We start from the raw sequence: 14633 nt of genomic DNA, 5'->3' as shown, positions 1-14633 counted from the left end.
TTGATCGGACATCGGAGGTCCGAACCATGAACCACCCTATGGTCGGTCCCGCCCTCTCACCAGACGAAGCCCGCGCTCAGCTCGCCGACGCCTTCCCCGGCTGGTCCATCTGGAGCAGCGACGGAGGGCACTGGTACGCGGCCCGCCTCGGCCGGACCGTCACCGCGGCCACGCCCGTCCTCCTGGCCGTCGCCCTCGCCGAGCAGGCCGAACTATGACCTGCCGACACTGCGGGAAGCCGGTCTCCCGCGCGCTGACGATGAACGGCTGGCGATACGTCGCCCTCGAGGTCCGCCTCCCCGACCCGGGCCGCTACGCCTGCCCCAACGGCCAACCCCACCAGCCATGACGTTCACCGACATCGACGAGATCCTCGCCGCCCGGCCCGGCCCGACCACGGACCAGCTCCTCGACCGCGTGCTGGCCGAGCACGGCTACCCGCGCCCGCCGGAGCTGGAGCAGCGGGCATAGCCCCGTCCGGCCGCCGACCCGCTCCCGTACCTCGGCGGCCGGGCTCCGGCCGGAGCACACTCCCTGCATCACTGGGGACCGGCCGGCGTGGGTGGCCTCGCTCACACGCTGTGGAGGGACGAGCGAGGCCACCCACACACCAGGAGCCCCAACTACCTCGCGCTGTACTGGCAACCCCCTATAGACCAGGGGCGTCTACCGGCTGTTACTTCCCCCTTACTCAGGAGTGCGCATGGCTCCCCACCCAGGACCAGCCCAGTACGGCCCGCCTGGCTACCCGCCCCCACCTCCGCCGAGGAAAAGCAGGGGGCCGGCGTTCTGGCTCCTCGTGATCGGCCTGCCGATCGTGCTCCTGGGCGGCTGCGTCGCCGCCATCGCGAACGTGGCCGAGGACGCCGGGAAGAAGAAGACCACGGCGAGTTCCCCGAAGCAGGCTGATCAGCCCGCGCAAGAGCCCGCGGCCACGGAGAGCGAGCCCGCTCCGCAGGCAGAAGCGACGCCGTCCCCATCGGACTTCGAGATCGAGGTGAAGGTCCTGAAGAAGGCATGCTTCGGGTCGGCGGGCTGCAACGTCACCTACCGGATCAACCCGGGCTACTCGGGGCCCGACCTCGGTGATGACCAGAAGTTCGACGTGGTCTACGAGGTGCGAGGTGGCACCGACGGTGCGCAGGTCAACACGTTCACCATGGAGGGCGAGAGGGCGTCGTTCGACGCCGAGGAGTTCTTGTCGACGCCGTCGTCCGGGACGAAGCTCACCGCGAAGGTGAAGGAGATCCTCGGATCCTGAGCGTCACGGATGATCTGAGAGGGTGAGCCGTAGGCCCTGCACTTCTTGGATAGGGAGATGCGGGGCCGTTCTCGTTCACGACCAGGATCCGTGTGATCTGTGATCGCCAAGGTCAGGTAGGTCATGGTCGGGGTCGGAATCCGTGAATGGACACGTGTCGATCCGTGCGCCCTCACGGGTCACGACACGGATCCCACGCGAGCTGGGACCACCGAACCCGAACCATTTGGGAAGCTGCCTCACCCCGCCCGCGGGGGGCATCCCCTTACGCTCCGGGCTCTTACGGAACCCCGCCGGCGAGGAGCAGCGTGGAGACATGGCGACTTCCCCAGAGCGGATATCCGCTCAGCGCAGCATCGCCGCCCACAGGTCGTGGGCGCAGACCGCTGTCCGGTCCGAGCGGACCGCCGCAGCCACCGCGGCGTCCCCCGTCTACCTCGACTACTGGATCAAGAAGATCGAGGCCGAGGGGAAGGTGCGCGGCAAGGCTCACATTCGGGCCGCCGCGGAGTCCGCGCGCACGGCGTGGCGGAAGCAGAACGCGCTCAAGTCGGCGGAGTCCCGCCGGCGGAAGTCCGCCGAGAAGCAGGCGCGGATCGCCAAGCTGAGGTCGTCAGGGCGTTGAGCGTGCCGTACGGCTCCCGCTGAGTGCCAACGGGAGCCATGAGTCTCAGCCGCGCGGCCCCGGCAGCAGTTTCCTGATGCCACTGAGCTCATCTTTGACCTTCTCCAGCATCTTCACGCCGTCGTGGATGTTCCTCACTCCGAGCTGCTCGGTGCCCTCATAGATCCGGAGGTCGATCTTGTAGACCATCGTTTCGACCGGTCGATCACCCGGCCCATCACAGTCCACGGTCACCGTGTACTCCTTGGGCAGATCGGAGTTCAGGCGCTTGAACCCGAGGTCGAAGAGAAGCTCAATGCGGCGGCCGGGCGGCATGGAGGGGATCCCGTTCTTGAACAGGAACGACTCGGCCAGGACGAACCTGCCGAACCCGTCGGTGTCCATGAACCGTTCGATCTCCGGAGAGAACTTGATCCGGACGTTCCTGGCCACGGTGGGGCCGGTGTTCTCGATCACGATCAGGAGCACGCTGTTCACGAAGGCCGACGGCTGGATGTCGACGACGATGTACGGCTCCTGCTGCTCGCGGCGCACCTGCTGCTCCAGCTCGAGCTGGCGGAGAGCGACGTCCAGCTGGTCCTTGCCAAGGGCGACCTGTTCCTTCGCCGCGTCGGCGGCCCTCTGTGCGTCTGCTGCCTGGCTCTGGGCCATATTGGCCTGGATCCTCGCAGCTAGCCAGGCCAATATGGCGATGACGACGGAAATGGTCGCGATCGGGACGGCGATGATGTCGGTCCACTCGGGACCGCTTGCTGGGGACATAGCCACTCCTTACGTTCGATGACGGATGAGTCACCGAACGCAAGGTGGAACGCTTGCACCCTATTTCCATCTATCTGCAAAGTGACACCAAATAACTACTCTTGGTCACTTCGGGAGGAGGTAGGTGCTACACCTTGTAGCTCATCAGTGCCATGGAGCGATGAGGCGAAGCGCCCATATGGACCGGTCAGAAGCTATAAGCCCTGCTTACGGCTCCCCCGGCGCTCGGCGGGAGCCGTACCGTGTCAGGTCTGCTCGCCGAGCTCCTCGTTGGATACTCCGGACCGACAGGCGGTGATGAGGCCGACCGCGGTAGCGAGCGCATCCGCCCGGCCCTCGGCGCCGAACGACTGATCGGCCGGGTCACTGGATCGCCTTGCACGGGTCCCGGTAGGCCAAGTCCTGGTTGAGCGGGTAGGCGTTGCCGAACCCGGACAGGCGCCCGCGCGCGATGTCCTGGACGGTGGTGTTGTCGTGGGCCGCCTTCGCCTCCAGCGCGGCAACCTCGAAGGCCGGCAGCTTCACGGTGAACTCGACGAGCGGGCACGTGCACGGGATGGCCTGGGCCTGGCCGTCCCCTGGGCGGGGGAAGGCGACTCCGTGGTTGAGCGGGTTGCTGATGGTCATGAGGCATTCCTCTCTGCCGCCTTCTGGCGGCGTACGGCGTGGACGGGGACACCGAGACGGCGGGCGAGGCGCTCTTCGCGCTCCCGCTCCCGCTCGGCCTCCTCCTGCGCGGCCTTCTGCCGCAGTTCGAGCAGCCGGGTCACCTCCGGCGGCCGCTGGGGCATGCGCAGCGCCTTCGCCTCCCACAGCAGGCCGTCGTGGTTGCCGTTCAGCTGCGCGTTGAGACGGCGGATCTCGGTGACCACGTCCGTCTTGCCGGTGGCGCCCGCCCAGGCGTCGAGGAGCTGGTTGTCGCCGTTCTCACCGGCCGCGGTGAGCAGCGCGCGGAGCGTCGGCTCGTCGTCGAAGCGGACCGCGTCGGCGAGCATCGCCTTGCGCTGGTCGAAGTCCGCGGCGCGTGCCTGCTCCAGGGCGGCACGGAACGCCGTGTTGAGCACGGCCCGGTCGGCGGCGGAGGCATCGGAGGGGATACCGGGGCCGGTCGGGATCTCCTGCTGCAGTAGGGCGAGCCGGGCCCGGCGGCGGCCGTACAGGTTCTCCACGAGCGCCTGCATGCGGGCTTCTTGCTCGGCGTGGACCTGGGCGAGCTTCTCGGTCTTCTCCAGGTCGCTGAGGGTGTGGTCGTCGCGGATCGCTTCGATCTGGGCCGGGTAGGTGTCGGCGGCCGCGAGCCCGGCCGCGATGGCCGGATCCTGGCGGATCGGGGGGAGCGGGGTCGTGCTGTCGACGGCGGGGAGGTCGAAGCCGTCGGCAGCGAGGTCGTACGACTGGGGCGCGTCGCCGTCCATGCTCATCTCCTTCGTCTGGCCGCCTCCAAGGCGGCGACGTCGGCCGCAGCCCAGTAGCCACGGCGGGTCTGCTTCAGGCCGGCGGCGCGGGCTACTCGGCGTGCATGGCGGTCAGTGCAGCCGAGCAGACCCGCGAGCCGGTCCGTGTGGACCTCTCCTGAGGATGCGCTGATGTCCGGAACCTGGGTTGTGGAATGTCCGGAAGCTTCGAGGGTGTGGGTGAGCGCGGCGGCCCGCAGCTCCTCGAGGAGTTCGGCGACGCCCGGGGCGAGGTGGCCACCATCGGCACGGTGCCGAGCGAGCGCGCCCCGCAGGGTGCGCCACACGGTGCCGCACAGCGGGGCGGGGATGGTCACCCCCTCGCCTTCCACGAGCTACTCGTTCGCGGTGGCGTCAGCGGCTGGCCGGCCGAGCAGTTGGTCGAGCTGGCCCGTGTCGTAGGCGCGCGATACGGCTTCCAGACTCGCCGACGCCAACCAGGCCGCATCTGCCTGCCCCTCAGGGGGGAGGGGGGCCGGGACAGACCGACCGAGCAACTCGTTCAACTCGCCCGCGTCGAGCGCCCTCGTGATCTCCTCAGCCGTGGCCGCTTCCAGCCACTCCTCATCACGCTGCACGCTCACGCGCCCCCCGCCTCCTTCCGGGAGAGCTCCCGCTCGATTCCGCGCGCCTCAGCCGCGTTCGGCTCCCGGTCCAGCGCGAGCACGCTCCCGCCCGAGGTGAGGAAGAACCGCAGGTTCGGATCCGCCTCCCCGGCCGGAGCGTCTACCTGGGCGAGCCTGGCGTAACCGGCCAGCGCGGCCACCTGATCCCGGCTGGCCGGGTCAACGGTCACCGTCCGGCCGCCCAGGTGCAGTTTCACCGCGGTGCCGGCGCGATGCAGAGCCGCGCGGATCATGTGGCCGAACCACTCGTCGGCGTCCACCCGGTTCATGCGGCGCTGCCCGGCGATGATCTGCCCGGCGTCGGTGTGGCCGAGGTGGGCATGCTCGGCCGGCGGGGTGATCGGGCTCGCGTGCCTGGGCACCTCGTGGCCGAGCATCAGCTTTCGCCACGTCTGCAGGCGGGTGTTGCGCTCGGCGACTGCGGCCAGGAACGCGGCGTTGGCGTCCTCGGCCTCCTTCGCCAGCTTCGCCAGGTGGGCGCCGCCGTCGGTCGCGTACGCCTCGATCTCGGCGCGCAGCTCGTCGAGGGCCTTCAGCCGGGCGGCCCGGCGGGCTCGCTCCGCCTTCCTCGCGGTGGCCTGCGCACGGAGGCGGGCGAACCGGCCGAGCTCCCGCTGTGAGGTGATCTGCTCGACGGTGATGTCCTCGTCGCCGTCGATGACGCGCTTCTCCAGCGCGTCGACGAGCTGCTCGGCCTCGGCGGCCTCCTGCTCGGCCTGCTGGACGTCCTGCTCGTTGACCTGGCCGACGTCATCGGCCTCGATCAGCTCCTGAATGGTCTTCATGCCGCTCCCCGCTGGTCGTCTACCTGGATCAGCCATTGGCGGCCGGCCCGGCGGGCCCGCAGTACGCCCGACGCGCACAGACGCCGGACGTACTGCGGGGAGCACCCCATCCGAACGGCCACCTCATGAACCGTCGATTCCACGATGCCGGTGGCCGGAGCGGGGGTTTCGTCGGCGAAACCGGCGCGGTCGTGGCGCTCGGCGGCCTCGTGCAGGGCGTGGAGGACGCGGCGGGCGGTGGGGCCGATCTCGCCGCCGTCGGCGCGCACGCGTGCGGTCAGGCCGATGGTGAGGAGGCGGAGGACGGGGGCGGCGACCGCGGGCGGGATGACGACGCTGCCGTCGTCTCGGAGGAGGTGGCCGAGTTCGGGCGGGGGCGCCACGGGCTTACTCGTTCACCGTGGGCGACTGCATGACCATGCATGACCGCCTTGCTTGTCCACTCGTGTCCGCTTCTCGCGGGAAGATGGACAGCCTTCGTGAATCGCCGCAGGTCAGAGCGTTTTTATACCTAACAGAGCTTGGATTCTGTCTGGTATAAGCCGAAAGCGCGTCACACAACGTCATCACCCTCGCCCTCCTCCTCCGGGATGCCGAGCCGCTTCCGCACGCCCCCGCTCCACATCTCCCACTCCCGACGGGTCCGCGGCTTACCCCGCCCCTGGGCGAGCCTCCGCTCCCGCTCCTCCTTCTGCAGCTCCCGCAGCAGCTTCCGCATCTTCGCGATGTCCGGCTTGCCGTCCGTGGTCACGTCCAGCGGGTCACGCTTCGAGGTGTCGCTCAAGATGGCTCCTCTCCAGAGGGTGGTACGGCCAGGACAAGGACCTCGCTAGGTTGTCCGCGCGCCGGTCGAGGCGTAGACCTTCCTCGCGCATCGCCTCCGCCTTCGCGGCCTCGGCCTCCAGATGGTCGAGCTGGGCCGCGGTGAGGAGGCCCGCCGGCGGGACGGGCATCGCGTTCACGACCGCGAAGGCGAGCTGTCGGGCGCGGATCCGCGCCCGCCCCATCTCCCGAGACAGCGCGGCCCGGAGCAGGCGCACCTCCCGCTCCGCCCGAGCCCGGCGACGAGCCCTCCGTCGGAGCCCCGCCGCAGTGTCCGGGCGCAGCGACTCCCCGGCCGCGGCCCGGAGCAGCTCGGCGAGCGGGCCCGGGTGCTCGTGGTCGAGGCCGAAGGCGAGCGCGTCGAGCACGGCCGGACGCGGCCGGCGCTCCCCTGCCTCAAGGCGGGTGATGGTCGAGCGGGCCACCGTCGACCGGGCAGCGAGGGCCCGAGTCGACAGGCCGCGCTCGGCCCGCAGGGACCGCAGCAGCGCGCCGAGCGTCGCGGCCAGGCGGTCGCGCTCGATCGGATCCGGTTTCGACCGGTCGAAGCTGCACGCGTGCGAACCGTGGTCGTCTAACGCGCCCGCGCGCACGATCGCGCGCGAGGAGAACGACCGGTCATTCTCGCTGGGCGTGTTCGCCGACCTTGTGGGTTGGCGGAGGAGGTCGTTCACCGGGTGCTCCGGCGGCGCTGGTGGGCGCGGAAGGTGGGGCAGGTCTGGGTGTGGTGGATGCGGATGTAGGTGATGCGGCCGACTCGTCTGGTGGTGTGGGTGGCGGTGCAGTCGGGGCAGGCGCTGGGCGAGGACATCGAGAGCGGGTGACGGTTCACGGGAGTCCTTCCGATGGTGTTTCTGCAGGTCAGGCGGCTGTGTAGGGTTGCGCCGATGTTTCTGCAGGTCAGAGGGGGTGTGTAGGGTTGTGCAGGGTTCTCCGAAAGTCGCTACGCGCGCACGTATGGAGGATTTACGGGGAACCCTGCACAACCCTGCACTTTCGCAGGTCAGCGCGTTTTCACTCCTCGTCGGAGGAGAGCAACAGGCCTCGATACAGGTGGCCCGCCGCGGTGCGCTTCCCTTTCTCGTATCCGCGCTTGCCCATCGACTCGGCGAACGCCTTCTCCGTGCCGGGGTCCTCGCCGCCCTCGTAGCACCACTTCGTCCAGGCGGTGAACAACTCGCGGGCCTTCACCTGCCCGTGCGGGTTGGCGATGGTCCGCTCTTCGAGGAAGCGGGCCAGGGCATCGCTGTCGGCCTGATAGGCCTCCGTGCGCGCCCTGACGGCCTGGGGCGGGTTCAGGCCCTGCTCCTGGTAGTCGAGCCATCCCTGATAGACCCAGCCGAGGATGGCCGGCGCGGCGGCTCGCAGCCGGTCGGGGAGCGTCCCGTCGCGCTCGTGCTCGGGGATGACGACGTCGAACGGCACGACGAGGAGGCGGCGCCAGACGGCGGGGTCGTCGCCGGAGACCGCGGGCAGGTGGTTCGTCAGCATGATCAGGGTGTGGGACGGGTCGAACGTGATGGGGTTCTTGTGCATCAGGTTCGCCTCGATGGGGTCGCCGCCGACGAGCCGCTTCATGGTGGCTTCGGCGAAGCGGCGGCCCTTCTCCGTCTCGGAGCAGAAGACCAGGCGGGCCCCGCGGAGCCGCATCTTGAAGGCGCCGTGCCGCTCGTGCTTGGACTCCATGAGCATGGCAGGGTCGATCTCGATGGCGTAGTCGCCGAAGGCGGTCATGAGCGCGTCGCGCAGGGTGCCCTTGCCGTTGGCGCCGGTGCCGGTCCAGATCGGCATGACGTGCTCGGTGACCTTGCCGAGCATGGCGTAGCCGACGAGCCGCTGGACGAAGGCGCGGACTTCCTGTTCGGGCAGGATGCGCGTCAGGAAGGTGTCCCAGTCCGGGTTGGTCTCGCCGGTGAGCGGGGCGCCGGCGGTCTTCGTGATCAGATCGGCGCGGTTGTTGGCGGTGACCTGGCCGGTGCGCAGGTCGATGGTGCCGCCGGGGGTGTTGAACAGGTACGGGTCGGCGTCCAGCTCCTTGGAGGAGGTGGTGATGGGTGGCAGCGCGGCGGCGAACTTCAGCATGCCTTCGGCCCCGGAGGCGGACTCGGATTTGCGGATGTCCTTGAGTAGGTCGTCGCGGTCTTGCCCGGTGAGGTCGAGGGCTTCGCGCAGGGCGTTCTTGGTCGTGGCCACGGCTGCTTGCAGGTCGGTGCGCTGGTCGTCGATGGCCCACCGGGTGCCGTCCCAGCGGTGCCAGCCGATGCCGTGCACGTAGCGCAGGCGCTCGGAGTGCTCGGCGACGAACCGTTCGGCCATCCGGAGGTGGCCGCGGTGCTGCTCGCGGCCGGCCGCGCTCTTCTCCTCGGCGGGGCGCAGCTCGTGGACGGTGGCGAGGTTGCCGACGATGCCGCCGGGCGCGATGAGGTCGCGCGGGTCGTTGCGGGTCGGCTGGCTGCCGTACCCGCGGCCGCGCAGGTCCTTCCCGGCGGCGCTGAGGGCGGCCGGGTGGGTGCCGCCGTGGTGGAGGAGCGCGTAGGCGCCGAACTTGTCGTACGGGCGTTCCGCGTCGAACTCGGTCGAGGTGGTGAAGACGTAGAGGTTGTCGGCCCCGTTGCGGCCGGTGGTCGCGGAGATGCCGATGTTCTTGCCGGGGCGGCGCCAGTAGGTGATGCCGCCGCTCGTGTAGACCTTCGTCCAGCCGCACGGGGCGAGGATCTCGTCCCAGGTGGCGCGTTCGTTGTAGTCGTCGCCCGGCCGGAGTTCACCGTCCTCGCGCACTGGCGCGGGCTGGGAGAAGAGGGTGCTCGACGGGGCCGCGGTGGTCGGGGCAGGGTCACCCGGCGGGGGCATGTGGTCGAAGGCCTGGGCGAGCTGGTGGAGGGCGTCGCGTTCGGCCTCGGTGATGGTGGTGATGGTGGAGAAGCCGCCGGCCACGAGCACCCAGGGGTTGCCGTTCGGGTGGGTGCGGCCGGCCGAGGGCGCGACGATGACGAACCCGCCCTCGCCGCGTGTCTCGGCCAGGACCTTGACCCGTTCCTTCGGGTTCTGGGCGAGTTCCTCGGCAGTGGCGGGTCGTCGGGCGAGCTTCGTGTTCCCGGCCACCTCGCCGTCGACCCGGTAGAGGATGTGGAGGCCGCCGGACGGGGTGGTCTCCAGGTAGCCGCCGGTCACCTTCCTCCAGAGGTCGCCATGGCCGGATGCCTCGGCCAGCGCGGTGAAGTCGCGGGTGACGCCCTCGTGGACGGCGCGGCCCTCGAACTCTAGGAGTTCGAGGTTGCCGGAGATGCGGCCGGTGATGACGCCGAACCCGTCGTAGGTGCCGTTGCTGAACCAGGCGTCGAGCTCCTCCGGGGTGGGCTTGGTGGCCTGGTAGCGTCGCCAGCTCGGCCCGTCGGGCCAGGGCTGTTTGGTGCCGTTCGTGGCCGCGGGGATGACGCACAGGCCGTTGGCGTGCGCGTCGAGGGCGGCGTTGAGCAGGGTGGTCACGCCACCTCCTCGACCACGATCCGGTAGGACCGGACCTGGCCGTGCGCGCAGTGGGAGATGCGGGTGGTCTCGCGGGTCGCGGGCCCGTTGGGGGCGCCGTGGCGGTGCTGCTGTCCGCAGAACGGGCACTCGTCAACGATGAGTGACCAGCCGCCGCGGCGGGGGGAGAGACGGCCGAAGGCCAGCGGGGTAACCTTCGGGGTGGAGTTGTTGGCGCTGATGGCGACATTGGTGTCAGGGCGGGTCTGGGAGGTGGTGCTCCCGGGCTCGCCCTTCTTCGTGTTAGGCGGCATGGGGGTCTCCGATGGAGCTCTCGGGGGTGGAAGCCTCGGCGAGGCCGAGGAGCGTCACCAGACGGCGAGCCAGCTCGGGGCTGGGCAGACCGATGACGTCGATGAGCGGCCGCATGGGATAAGCGGGTGGCGGGGTGTTCTTCACGCGACGTCCGCCGTCTCGGGCACGTCTTCGATGTCGAACAGGTCGCGGACACGAGCGCCCAGGCGGCGGGCCACTTTGACCTTCATGATCGGGGCCAGGTTGCTCTTCCCGCGCTCGACCCTGCTGACGGTGGCGACGCTGAGCCCGCAGAGACCGGAGACATCCTCCAGGGTCAGGCTGTTCTGCGTCCTCCACTGCCGAAGCTTGCTGGTCGTAGAGATACGGGGGGACATGAATCCTCCTTACCGATTTGCACTATGCATTTCAGTCAGGAAGCACCCTACCGCGTTGCTCGCTGATGTCAACGCAGGGAGCAACTGCTACCGTGAGCGGGTGGCAAAAGACAGAGGAACAGCAAGCGCAAGCGCAGAGGCCGAGGTCAGCGCTCCTGCGGTCGGCCAAGTCGTGGGCCGGAACCTCGCTCAGCTACGAGCACAGTGGGGGCAGACGCAGCAGGAAGCCGCGAATGTCCTGCGTGCAGATGGACTCGCTTGGACGGCCGCGAACATCGCTTCCATCGAGAGCGGCCGACGGGAAAGCATGGACATCGCCGCCCTGACGCTGCTCGCCGGGTCCTATGAGGTGCCCTTGTCGAGGCTCTTCGCAGGCGAGGGGAACATGCGGCTCAGCGCTGACGCCGTCGTGGACCTGAGCGACTACCGAGAGTGGCTCGATGGCCAATCCCGTCTGAGCATTACTTTGTCCGGGAGTGCGGTTCGTAGATGGGCCAACTCTCTGCCCGGGGAGACTGTCTCATTCCAGGCTGACGCCGAGCTGGCCGCTCGCCTGGGGCTGCGTCCAGAAGATGTTTACACCGCTGCGGAGAAGCTCTGGGGACGGAACCTCCACCAGGAACGTGACCGGCGAATGGCGGAGATGGGGGAGATGACGCCCACCCAGCGCCGCACCCGCCGCGGGCACATCACGCGGCAGCTGGCGAAGGAGCTGGCGCCGCATCTGCCTCCGTCTTCTCACTCATGATCAATGGGCTGTAGGCGAGACGGGTCGAAGGTTCGCACACCGCCGACGTGAGGCATCACCCGGTACCCAGGAAGCAAGGCGAGGACGATCTCCCGCCGCTCGGCCGGCGTCTTCTTCGCCCACTTCGCCCGCACGTTCCCCGACAGGAGGCCGCGAAGCACGAGCGGCGCGGACGCTGTCAGGAACGCCTTTGTCTCCTTCAGACGGTCCTCGATGATCTTTCGGGCCTCGGTGTACTCCGCGAGCGTGATCCGCTTCTGCGCCCACATCCGGGCCAGCTCCTTCAGCTGCGCCTCGTCCTCCGAGGCATCCTTCCGGGCCTCATCCGCTGTGCTGCTGGACGTGGCGGAGCGGATACGCTCCAGAACACCCGGCATCTCCAGATACTCGAGGATCTGCCGTTCCACCTCGGCTTCGGTGAGCTCGGCGTTGATCGAGATCTTCCCGCACCCTCCCCGGGAGGTGTTGCACCAGTACCGATGCGCGCTGCCATCGCCGACCGGCGAGCCGGTGAGTCGGTGGCCGCATGCGGAGCAGAACAGCGCGCCGGTCAGCCACCGCGTGAGCTTGTTCGAGTTCCCGCGGGCCCGGCCTGCGATGGCTGCGCATACGGCTTCCCACGTCTCCATCGGGAGGATGGCCGGCCACGCGGCCTTGCCGACGACCTGGGCGCGGTGGGTGCGCAGCCCGGCGATGCGTGGTCCGGTGAGCAGGGAGGTGACCGCGCTGCTTTTCCACTTCTCGGCCCGGGCCGGGCGGATGCCTCGGCTGTTGAGGTCGGTGGCGATGCGGTGCGGGCTCCAGCCGCTGATGATGCGGTCGGCCATCTCGCGGACGATGGCGGCTTCTTCCTCCTGGATGGTCGTACCGTCGGGCTCGTAGCCGTACGGCCGGTAGCCGCCTCCCGACCACTTTCCTTGCTCGGCCAGCTCCTCCAGTGCTCGCACCACCCGGCGGGAGGTGTCCCGGCTGGACTTGTTTGCGATGGCGACCATGATGCGGGCCTGAGCGATTCCCGCGTCGGTGTTGAGGTCGAGGCTTCCGGTCACCGCGGCGGTCGGCACCCGGCGGGACTCGACTACGTCGATGAGGTCTTCGAGGTCGCGGGGGTCGCGGGCCACCCGGTCGAGGTCGTAGGCGAGAAGACCGTCGGCTTCGCCGGACGCGAGCATTTCCAGCACGCGACGGAACCCGGGGCGTACGGTGCGAAGGGCGGTTGTTCCATCGGGGAGGCGGATCTTGCGACGTTTGAAGGCGCTGGTGTCGTTTTCGACGACCACGTGCGTCTCAGCCGGGCCGATGGTCCAGCCGAGTCGGCCGCCCAGTTTGCGGGTGTCGACGCCCTGGCGCTCAACGCCGGCGGCTTCACCTGTGTCGTCGTCGGAGATTCGCAGCAGCGCAACCGCTCTTGTGGGGGCCATGTTCGATAGGTTACCTTGAAGACGTGGCCGAGCCGACCCGGAGGACCAGGGGATCCGACAGGACCCGCGAAGCGATCGTGGAGACGGCCCTGCGGCTGTTCCGCGAGCGGGGCTACGAGGCGACCACCATGCGGGCCATCGCGGCCGAGGCCGGGGTCTCCGTGGGGAACGCCTACTACTACTTCTCGTCCAAGGAGGCGCTGGTCCAGGCCTACTACGACCGGGCGCAGGCCGAGCACGAGGCGGCGTGCGAGCGGGTGCTGGCCACCGAGCGGTCCCTGGCCGGGCGCCTGGACGGGGTGCTCCGCGAGTGGGTGCGGGTCTCCGAGCCGTACCACGAGTTCGCGGTGAAGTTCTTCAAGCACGCGGCCGAGCCGAGCAACCCGCTCAGCCCGTTCAGCGCCGACTCCTCGCCCGCGCGGGAGGCGTCGATCGCGATCTACCGCCGGGTCGTCGAGGGCTCGGCCGACCGGATGGACGCCGAGATCAGGGCGGAGCTGCCGGAGCTGCTCTGGCTGCTGTCCATGGGCGTGGTGCTGTTCTGGGTGCACGACGACTCGGAGGGCTGCCGGCGGACCCACCGGTTCATCGACCTGACCGTGCCGCTGGTCGACCGGCTGGTCGGCCTGTCCTACCTGCCGGGCCTGCGGGGCGTGGCGAAGGACTTCATCGCCGGGGTGCACGAGCTGCGCTCCTGACGGCCCGTTCCCGTAACATACCGTCCGGTTGGTACGGTCAGATCGTTGACATCCCCCGGGTCCCGTACGGCAAGCTGGAACAGAATTTCGTTCTAGGCGGTGACGTCGGCCGCCACGGCGGCGGTCGCACCGGCGGGCGGCGGCAGGGGCGGGGACCGCGGCACGGGCCGCGGGACGGAGTCCGGGCAGGGAGCATGGGAGGCACATGATGGCGACGGGCGCACGCTGGGGGATGACGGTCCCCTTCTACGACCGCTCACTGGCGGGCTCGAAGGAACTGGTGGCCGAGCTCCCCGGACTCGGCTACACCGACATGTGGTCGGCCGAGGTCAACGGCGTCGACGGCTTCACCCCGCTCGCGCTGGCCAACGAGTGGGCCCCGGGCCTGCGCCTCGGCAGCGCGATCGTCCCCGCCTCCACCCGGGGTCCCGGCCTGCTGGCCATGTCGGCCGCCACGCTCGCCGACCTCGCCCCGGACCGGTTCGTGCTGGGCATCGGGGCCTCCTCCCCGGCCATCGTCGAGCGCTGGAACGCCGGGGAGTTCACCAGGCCCTTCTCCAGGACCCGCGACACGCTGCGCTTCCTGAAGAAGGCCCTGGCGGGCGAGAAGGTCACCGAGAAGTACGAGACGTTCGAGGTCAAGGGCTTCAAGCTGGAGCGCGCGCCCAAGGTGGCCCCGAAGATCGTGCTGGCCGCGCTGCGGCCCCGGATGCTCCGCCTGGCCGCCGAGGAGGCCGACGGCGCGATCACCAACTGGCTCTCGCCGGAGGACGTCCGGAAGGTCCGCGCGGAGATCGGCCCGGAGACCGAGCTGGTCGCCCGCTTGTTCGTGTGCGTCAGCGAGGACGCCGACAAGGTGCGGGAGCTCGGCCGGTGGATGCTCGCCAGCTACCTGACCGTCCCGGTCTACGCGGCCTTCCACGACTGGCTGGGCCGCGGCGACGTGCTGCGGCCGATGCACGAGGCCTGGGCCGCGGGAGACCGGCAGGCGGCGCTCAAGGCCATCCCCGACGAGGTCGTGGACGCGCTCATCGTGCACGGCGACGCGGCCACCTGCCGGGCCAGGATCCGCCGGTACGTCGAGAACGGCCTCGACACGCCGGTGCTCGCGCCCATTCCCGGCGGTGAGGTGCCGATCGCGCAGGCCGTACGGGATCTGGCGCCGAACGCGGAGTGAGCGCGGGGCCGTGCGGACGACCCGGCGCCGGGCGGAGCCGGAGCGGCGCAGGGCCGCTGCGGGGAGCGGGCGCGGGGCCGTCGTGCGGGACGGGCAC

The 14633-nt window shown here is 69.7% G+C and carries 22 protein-coding genes; 7 read left to right on the top strand and 15 right to left on the bottom strand.

Features of this window, described 5'->3' with window-relative positions; translation table 11 throughout:
* Nucleotides 1–26 precede the first annotated feature (26 nt).
* The 4 genes from IEZ07_RS09650 to IEZ07_RS09640 all read left to right on the top strand — a co-directional run bounded on the left by IEZ07_RS09650 (nt 27) and on the right by IEZ07_RS09640 (nt 1886).
* Nucleotides 27–218 carry a hypothetical protein gene (locus tag IEZ07_RS09650; RefSeq protein WP_191894434.1) on the top strand — a complete coding sequence of 64 codons (192 nt, stop codon included), beginning with the start codon at nt 27–29 and terminating at the stop codon, nt 216–218.
* A gap of 127 nt (nt 219–345) precedes the next feature.
* On the top strand, nt 346–471 hold the full coding sequence (locus IEZ07_RS35555) for a hypothetical protein (RefSeq protein ID WP_275413814.1): 126 nt from the start codon (nt 346–348) through the stop codon (nt 469–471).
* 328 nt (nt 472–799) lie between these two features.
* Entirely contained in the window at nt 800–1261 is a 462-nt protein-coding gene (locus IEZ07_RS09645) for a hypothetical protein (protein ID WP_191894433.1), read from the top strand.
* A gap of 316 nt (nt 1262–1577) precedes the next feature.
* On the top strand, nt 1578–1886 hold the full coding sequence (locus IEZ07_RS09640) for a hypothetical protein (RefSeq protein WP_191894432.1): 309 nt from the start codon (nt 1578–1580) through the stop codon (nt 1884–1886).
* A 45-nt stretch (nt 1887–1931) separates the two neighbouring features.
* On the opposite strand, the gene IEZ07_RS09635 is transcribed toward IEZ07_RS09640, so the two are convergent.
* From IEZ07_RS09635 to IEZ07_RS09575, 14 genes are all read right to left on the bottom strand, one after another.
* Complete coding sequence (locus tag IEZ07_RS09635) at nt 1932–2648, bottom strand: DUF8453 domain-containing protein (protein WP_191894431.1); 717 nt, start codon at nt 2646–2648, stop codon at nt 1932–1934.
* 363 nt (nt 2649–3011) lie between these two features.
* A complete protein-coding gene (locus tag IEZ07_RS09630) occupies nt 3012–3275 on the bottom strand; it encodes a hypothetical protein (RefSeq protein ID WP_191894430.1) in 264 nt (87 codons plus the stop codon).
* On the bottom strand, nt 3272–4063 hold the full coding sequence (locus IEZ07_RS09625; RefSeq protein ID WP_191894429.1) for a hypothetical protein: 792 nt from the start codon (nt 4061–4063) through the stop codon (nt 3272–3274). The genes IEZ07_RS09630 and IEZ07_RS09625 overlap by 4 nt, the downstream gene beginning before the upstream one ends.
* A gap of 2 nt (nt 4064–4065) precedes the next feature.
* Nucleotides 4066–4419, bottom strand: a complete 354-nt coding sequence (locus IEZ07_RS09620; RefSeq protein ID WP_191894428.1) for a hypothetical protein — start codon at nt 4417–4419, stop codon at nt 4066–4068.
* Between the two features lie 18 nt (nt 4420–4437).
* Nucleotides 4438–4686: a hypothetical protein gene (locus IEZ07_RS09615; RefSeq protein WP_191894427.1), complete on the bottom strand. Its 249-nt coding sequence runs from the start codon at nt 4684–4686 to the stop codon at nt 4438–4440.
* Complete coding sequence (locus IEZ07_RS09610) at nt 4683–5513, bottom strand: hypothetical protein (protein WP_191894426.1); 831 nt, start codon at nt 5511–5513, stop codon at nt 4683–4685. The genes IEZ07_RS09615 and IEZ07_RS09610 overlap by 4 nt, the downstream gene beginning before the upstream one ends.
* On the bottom strand, nt 5510–5896 hold the full coding sequence (locus IEZ07_RS09605) for a helix-turn-helix domain-containing protein (protein ID WP_191894425.1): 387 nt from the start codon (nt 5894–5896) through the stop codon (nt 5510–5512). The genes IEZ07_RS09610 and IEZ07_RS09605 overlap by 4 nt, the downstream gene beginning before the upstream one ends.
* A 170-nt stretch (nt 5897–6066) precedes the next feature.
* Nucleotides 6067–6297 (bottom strand): hypothetical protein, encoded by a 231-nt coding sequence (locus tag IEZ07_RS09600; protein ID WP_191894424.1) that lies wholly within the window; start codon nt 6295–6297, stop codon nt 6067–6069.
* On the bottom strand, nt 6275–7009 hold the full coding sequence (locus IEZ07_RS09595) for a helix-turn-helix domain-containing protein (RefSeq protein ID WP_191894423.1): 735 nt from the start codon (nt 7007–7009) through the stop codon (nt 6275–6277). Before IEZ07_RS09595 ends, IEZ07_RS09600 begins: the two co-directional genes overlap by 23 nt.
* Nucleotides 7006–7167 carry a hypothetical protein gene (locus IEZ07_RS09590; protein ID WP_191894422.1) on the bottom strand — a complete coding sequence of 54 codons (162 nt, stop codon included), beginning with the start codon at nt 7165–7167 and terminating at the stop codon, nt 7006–7008. The genes IEZ07_RS09595 and IEZ07_RS09590 overlap by 4 nt, the downstream gene beginning before the upstream one ends.
* A gap of 182 nt (nt 7168–7349) precedes the next feature.
* Nucleotides 7350–9821, bottom strand: coding sequence for a phage/plasmid primase, P4 family (locus IEZ07_RS09585; RefSeq protein ID WP_191894421.1), 2472 nt, complete (start codon nt 9819–9821; stop codon nt 7350–7352).
* Nucleotides 9818–10114: a hypothetical protein gene (locus IEZ07_RS09580; RefSeq protein WP_191894420.1), complete on the bottom strand. Its 297-nt coding sequence runs from the start codon at nt 10112–10114 to the stop codon at nt 9818–9820. Before IEZ07_RS09580 ends, IEZ07_RS09585 begins: the two co-directional genes overlap by 4 nt.
* Complete coding sequence (locus IEZ07_RS35550; protein WP_275413815.1) at nt 10104–10229, bottom strand: hypothetical protein; 126 nt, start codon at nt 10227–10229, stop codon at nt 10104–10106. Before IEZ07_RS35550 ends, IEZ07_RS09580 begins: the two co-directional genes overlap by 11 nt.
* 26 nt (nt 10230–10255) lie before the next feature.
* Nucleotides 10256–10492 (bottom strand): helix-turn-helix domain-containing protein, encoded by a 237-nt coding sequence (locus IEZ07_RS09575; RefSeq protein ID WP_191894419.1) that lies wholly within the window; start codon nt 10490–10492, stop codon nt 10256–10258.
* Between the two features lie 100 nt (nt 10493–10592).
* Here IEZ07_RS09575 and IEZ07_RS09570 point away from each other — a divergent pair, with 100 nt between their 5' ends.
* Nucleotides 10593–11240: a hypothetical protein gene (locus IEZ07_RS09570; RefSeq protein ID WP_191894418.1), complete on the top strand. Its 648-nt coding sequence runs from the start codon at nt 10593–10595 to the stop codon at nt 11238–11240.
* Here the strand turns inward: IEZ07_RS09570 and IEZ07_RS09565 are convergent.
* Complete coding sequence (locus IEZ07_RS09565; RefSeq protein ID WP_191894417.1) at nt 11231–12661, bottom strand: recombinase family protein; 1431 nt, start codon at nt 12659–12661, stop codon at nt 11231–11233. The genes IEZ07_RS09570 and IEZ07_RS09565 overlap by 10 nt on opposite strands.
* A gap of 23 nt (nt 12662–12684) precedes the next feature.
* Between IEZ07_RS09565 and IEZ07_RS09560 the strand changes: the two genes are divergently transcribed.
* Both IEZ07_RS09560 and IEZ07_RS09555 read left to right on the top strand, forming a co-directional pair.
* Complete coding sequence (locus tag IEZ07_RS09560; RefSeq protein WP_231647501.1) at nt 12685–13359, top strand: TetR/AcrR family transcriptional regulator; 675 nt, start codon at nt 12685–12687, stop codon at nt 13357–13359.
* A gap of 208 nt (nt 13360–13567) precedes the next feature.
* A complete protein-coding gene (locus IEZ07_RS09555) occupies nt 13568–14536 on the top strand; it encodes an LLM class F420-dependent oxidoreductase (RefSeq protein WP_191894416.1) in 969 nt (322 codons plus the stop codon).
* Nucleotides 14537–14633 lie beyond the last annotated feature (97 nt).

Source organism: Planomonospora parontospora (assembly GCA_014647935.1).
Lineage (GTDB): Bacteria > Actinomycetota > Actinomycetes > Streptosporangiales > Streptosporangiaceae > Planomonospora > Planomonospora parontospora.
This window is presented reverse-complemented; position numbering and strand designations above follow the sequence as displayed.

Excerpts from the sequence above, each read along its gene's own strand:
- IEZ07_RS09565 (WP_191894417.1), bottom strand. The coding sequence starts at position 12,661 with ATGGCCCCCACAAGAGCGGTTGCGCTGCTGCGAATCTCCGACGACGAC.
- IEZ07_RS09635 (WP_191894431.1), bottom strand. The coding sequence starts at position 2,648 with ATGTCCCCAGCAAGCGGTCCCGAGTGGACCGACATCATCGCCGTCCCG.
- IEZ07_RS09610 (WP_191894426.1), bottom strand. The coding sequence starts at position 5,513 with ATGAAGACCATTCAGGAGCTGATCGAGGCCGATGACGTCGGCCAGGTC.
- IEZ07_RS09555 (WP_191894416.1), top strand. The coding sequence starts at position 13,568 with ATGGCGACGGGCGCACGCTGGGGGATGACGGTCCCCTTCTACGACCGC.
- IEZ07_RS35550 (WP_275413815.1), bottom strand. The coding sequence starts at position 10,229 with ATGCGGCCGCTCATCGACGTCATCGGTCTGCCCAGCCCCGAGCTGGCT.
- IEZ07_RS09640 (WP_191894432.1), top strand. The coding sequence starts at position 1,578 with ATGGCGACTTCCCCAGAGCGGATATCCGCTCAGCGCAGCATCGCCGCC.
- IEZ07_RS09650 (WP_191894434.1), top strand. The coding sequence starts at position 27 with ATGAACCACCCTATGGTCGGTCCCGCCCTCTCACCAGACGAAGCCCGC.
- IEZ07_RS09625 (WP_191894429.1), bottom strand. The coding sequence starts at position 4,063 with ATGGACGGCGACGCGCCCCAGTCGTACGACCTCGCTGCCGACGGCTTC.
- IEZ07_RS09580 (WP_191894420.1), bottom strand. The coding sequence starts at position 10,114 with ATGCCGCCTAACACGAAGAAGGGCGAGCCCGGGAGCACCACCTCCCAG.
- IEZ07_RS09630 (WP_191894430.1), bottom strand. The coding sequence starts at position 3,275 with ATGACCATCAGCAACCCGCTCAACCACGGAGTCGCCTTCCCCCGCCCA.
- IEZ07_RS09575 (WP_191894419.1), bottom strand. The coding sequence starts at position 10,492 with ATGTCCCCCCGTATCTCTACGACCAGCAAGCTTCGGCAGTGGAGGACG.
- IEZ07_RS35555 (WP_275413814.1), top strand. The coding sequence starts at position 346 with ATGACGTTCACCGACATCGACGAGATCCTCGCCGCCCGGCCCGGCCCG.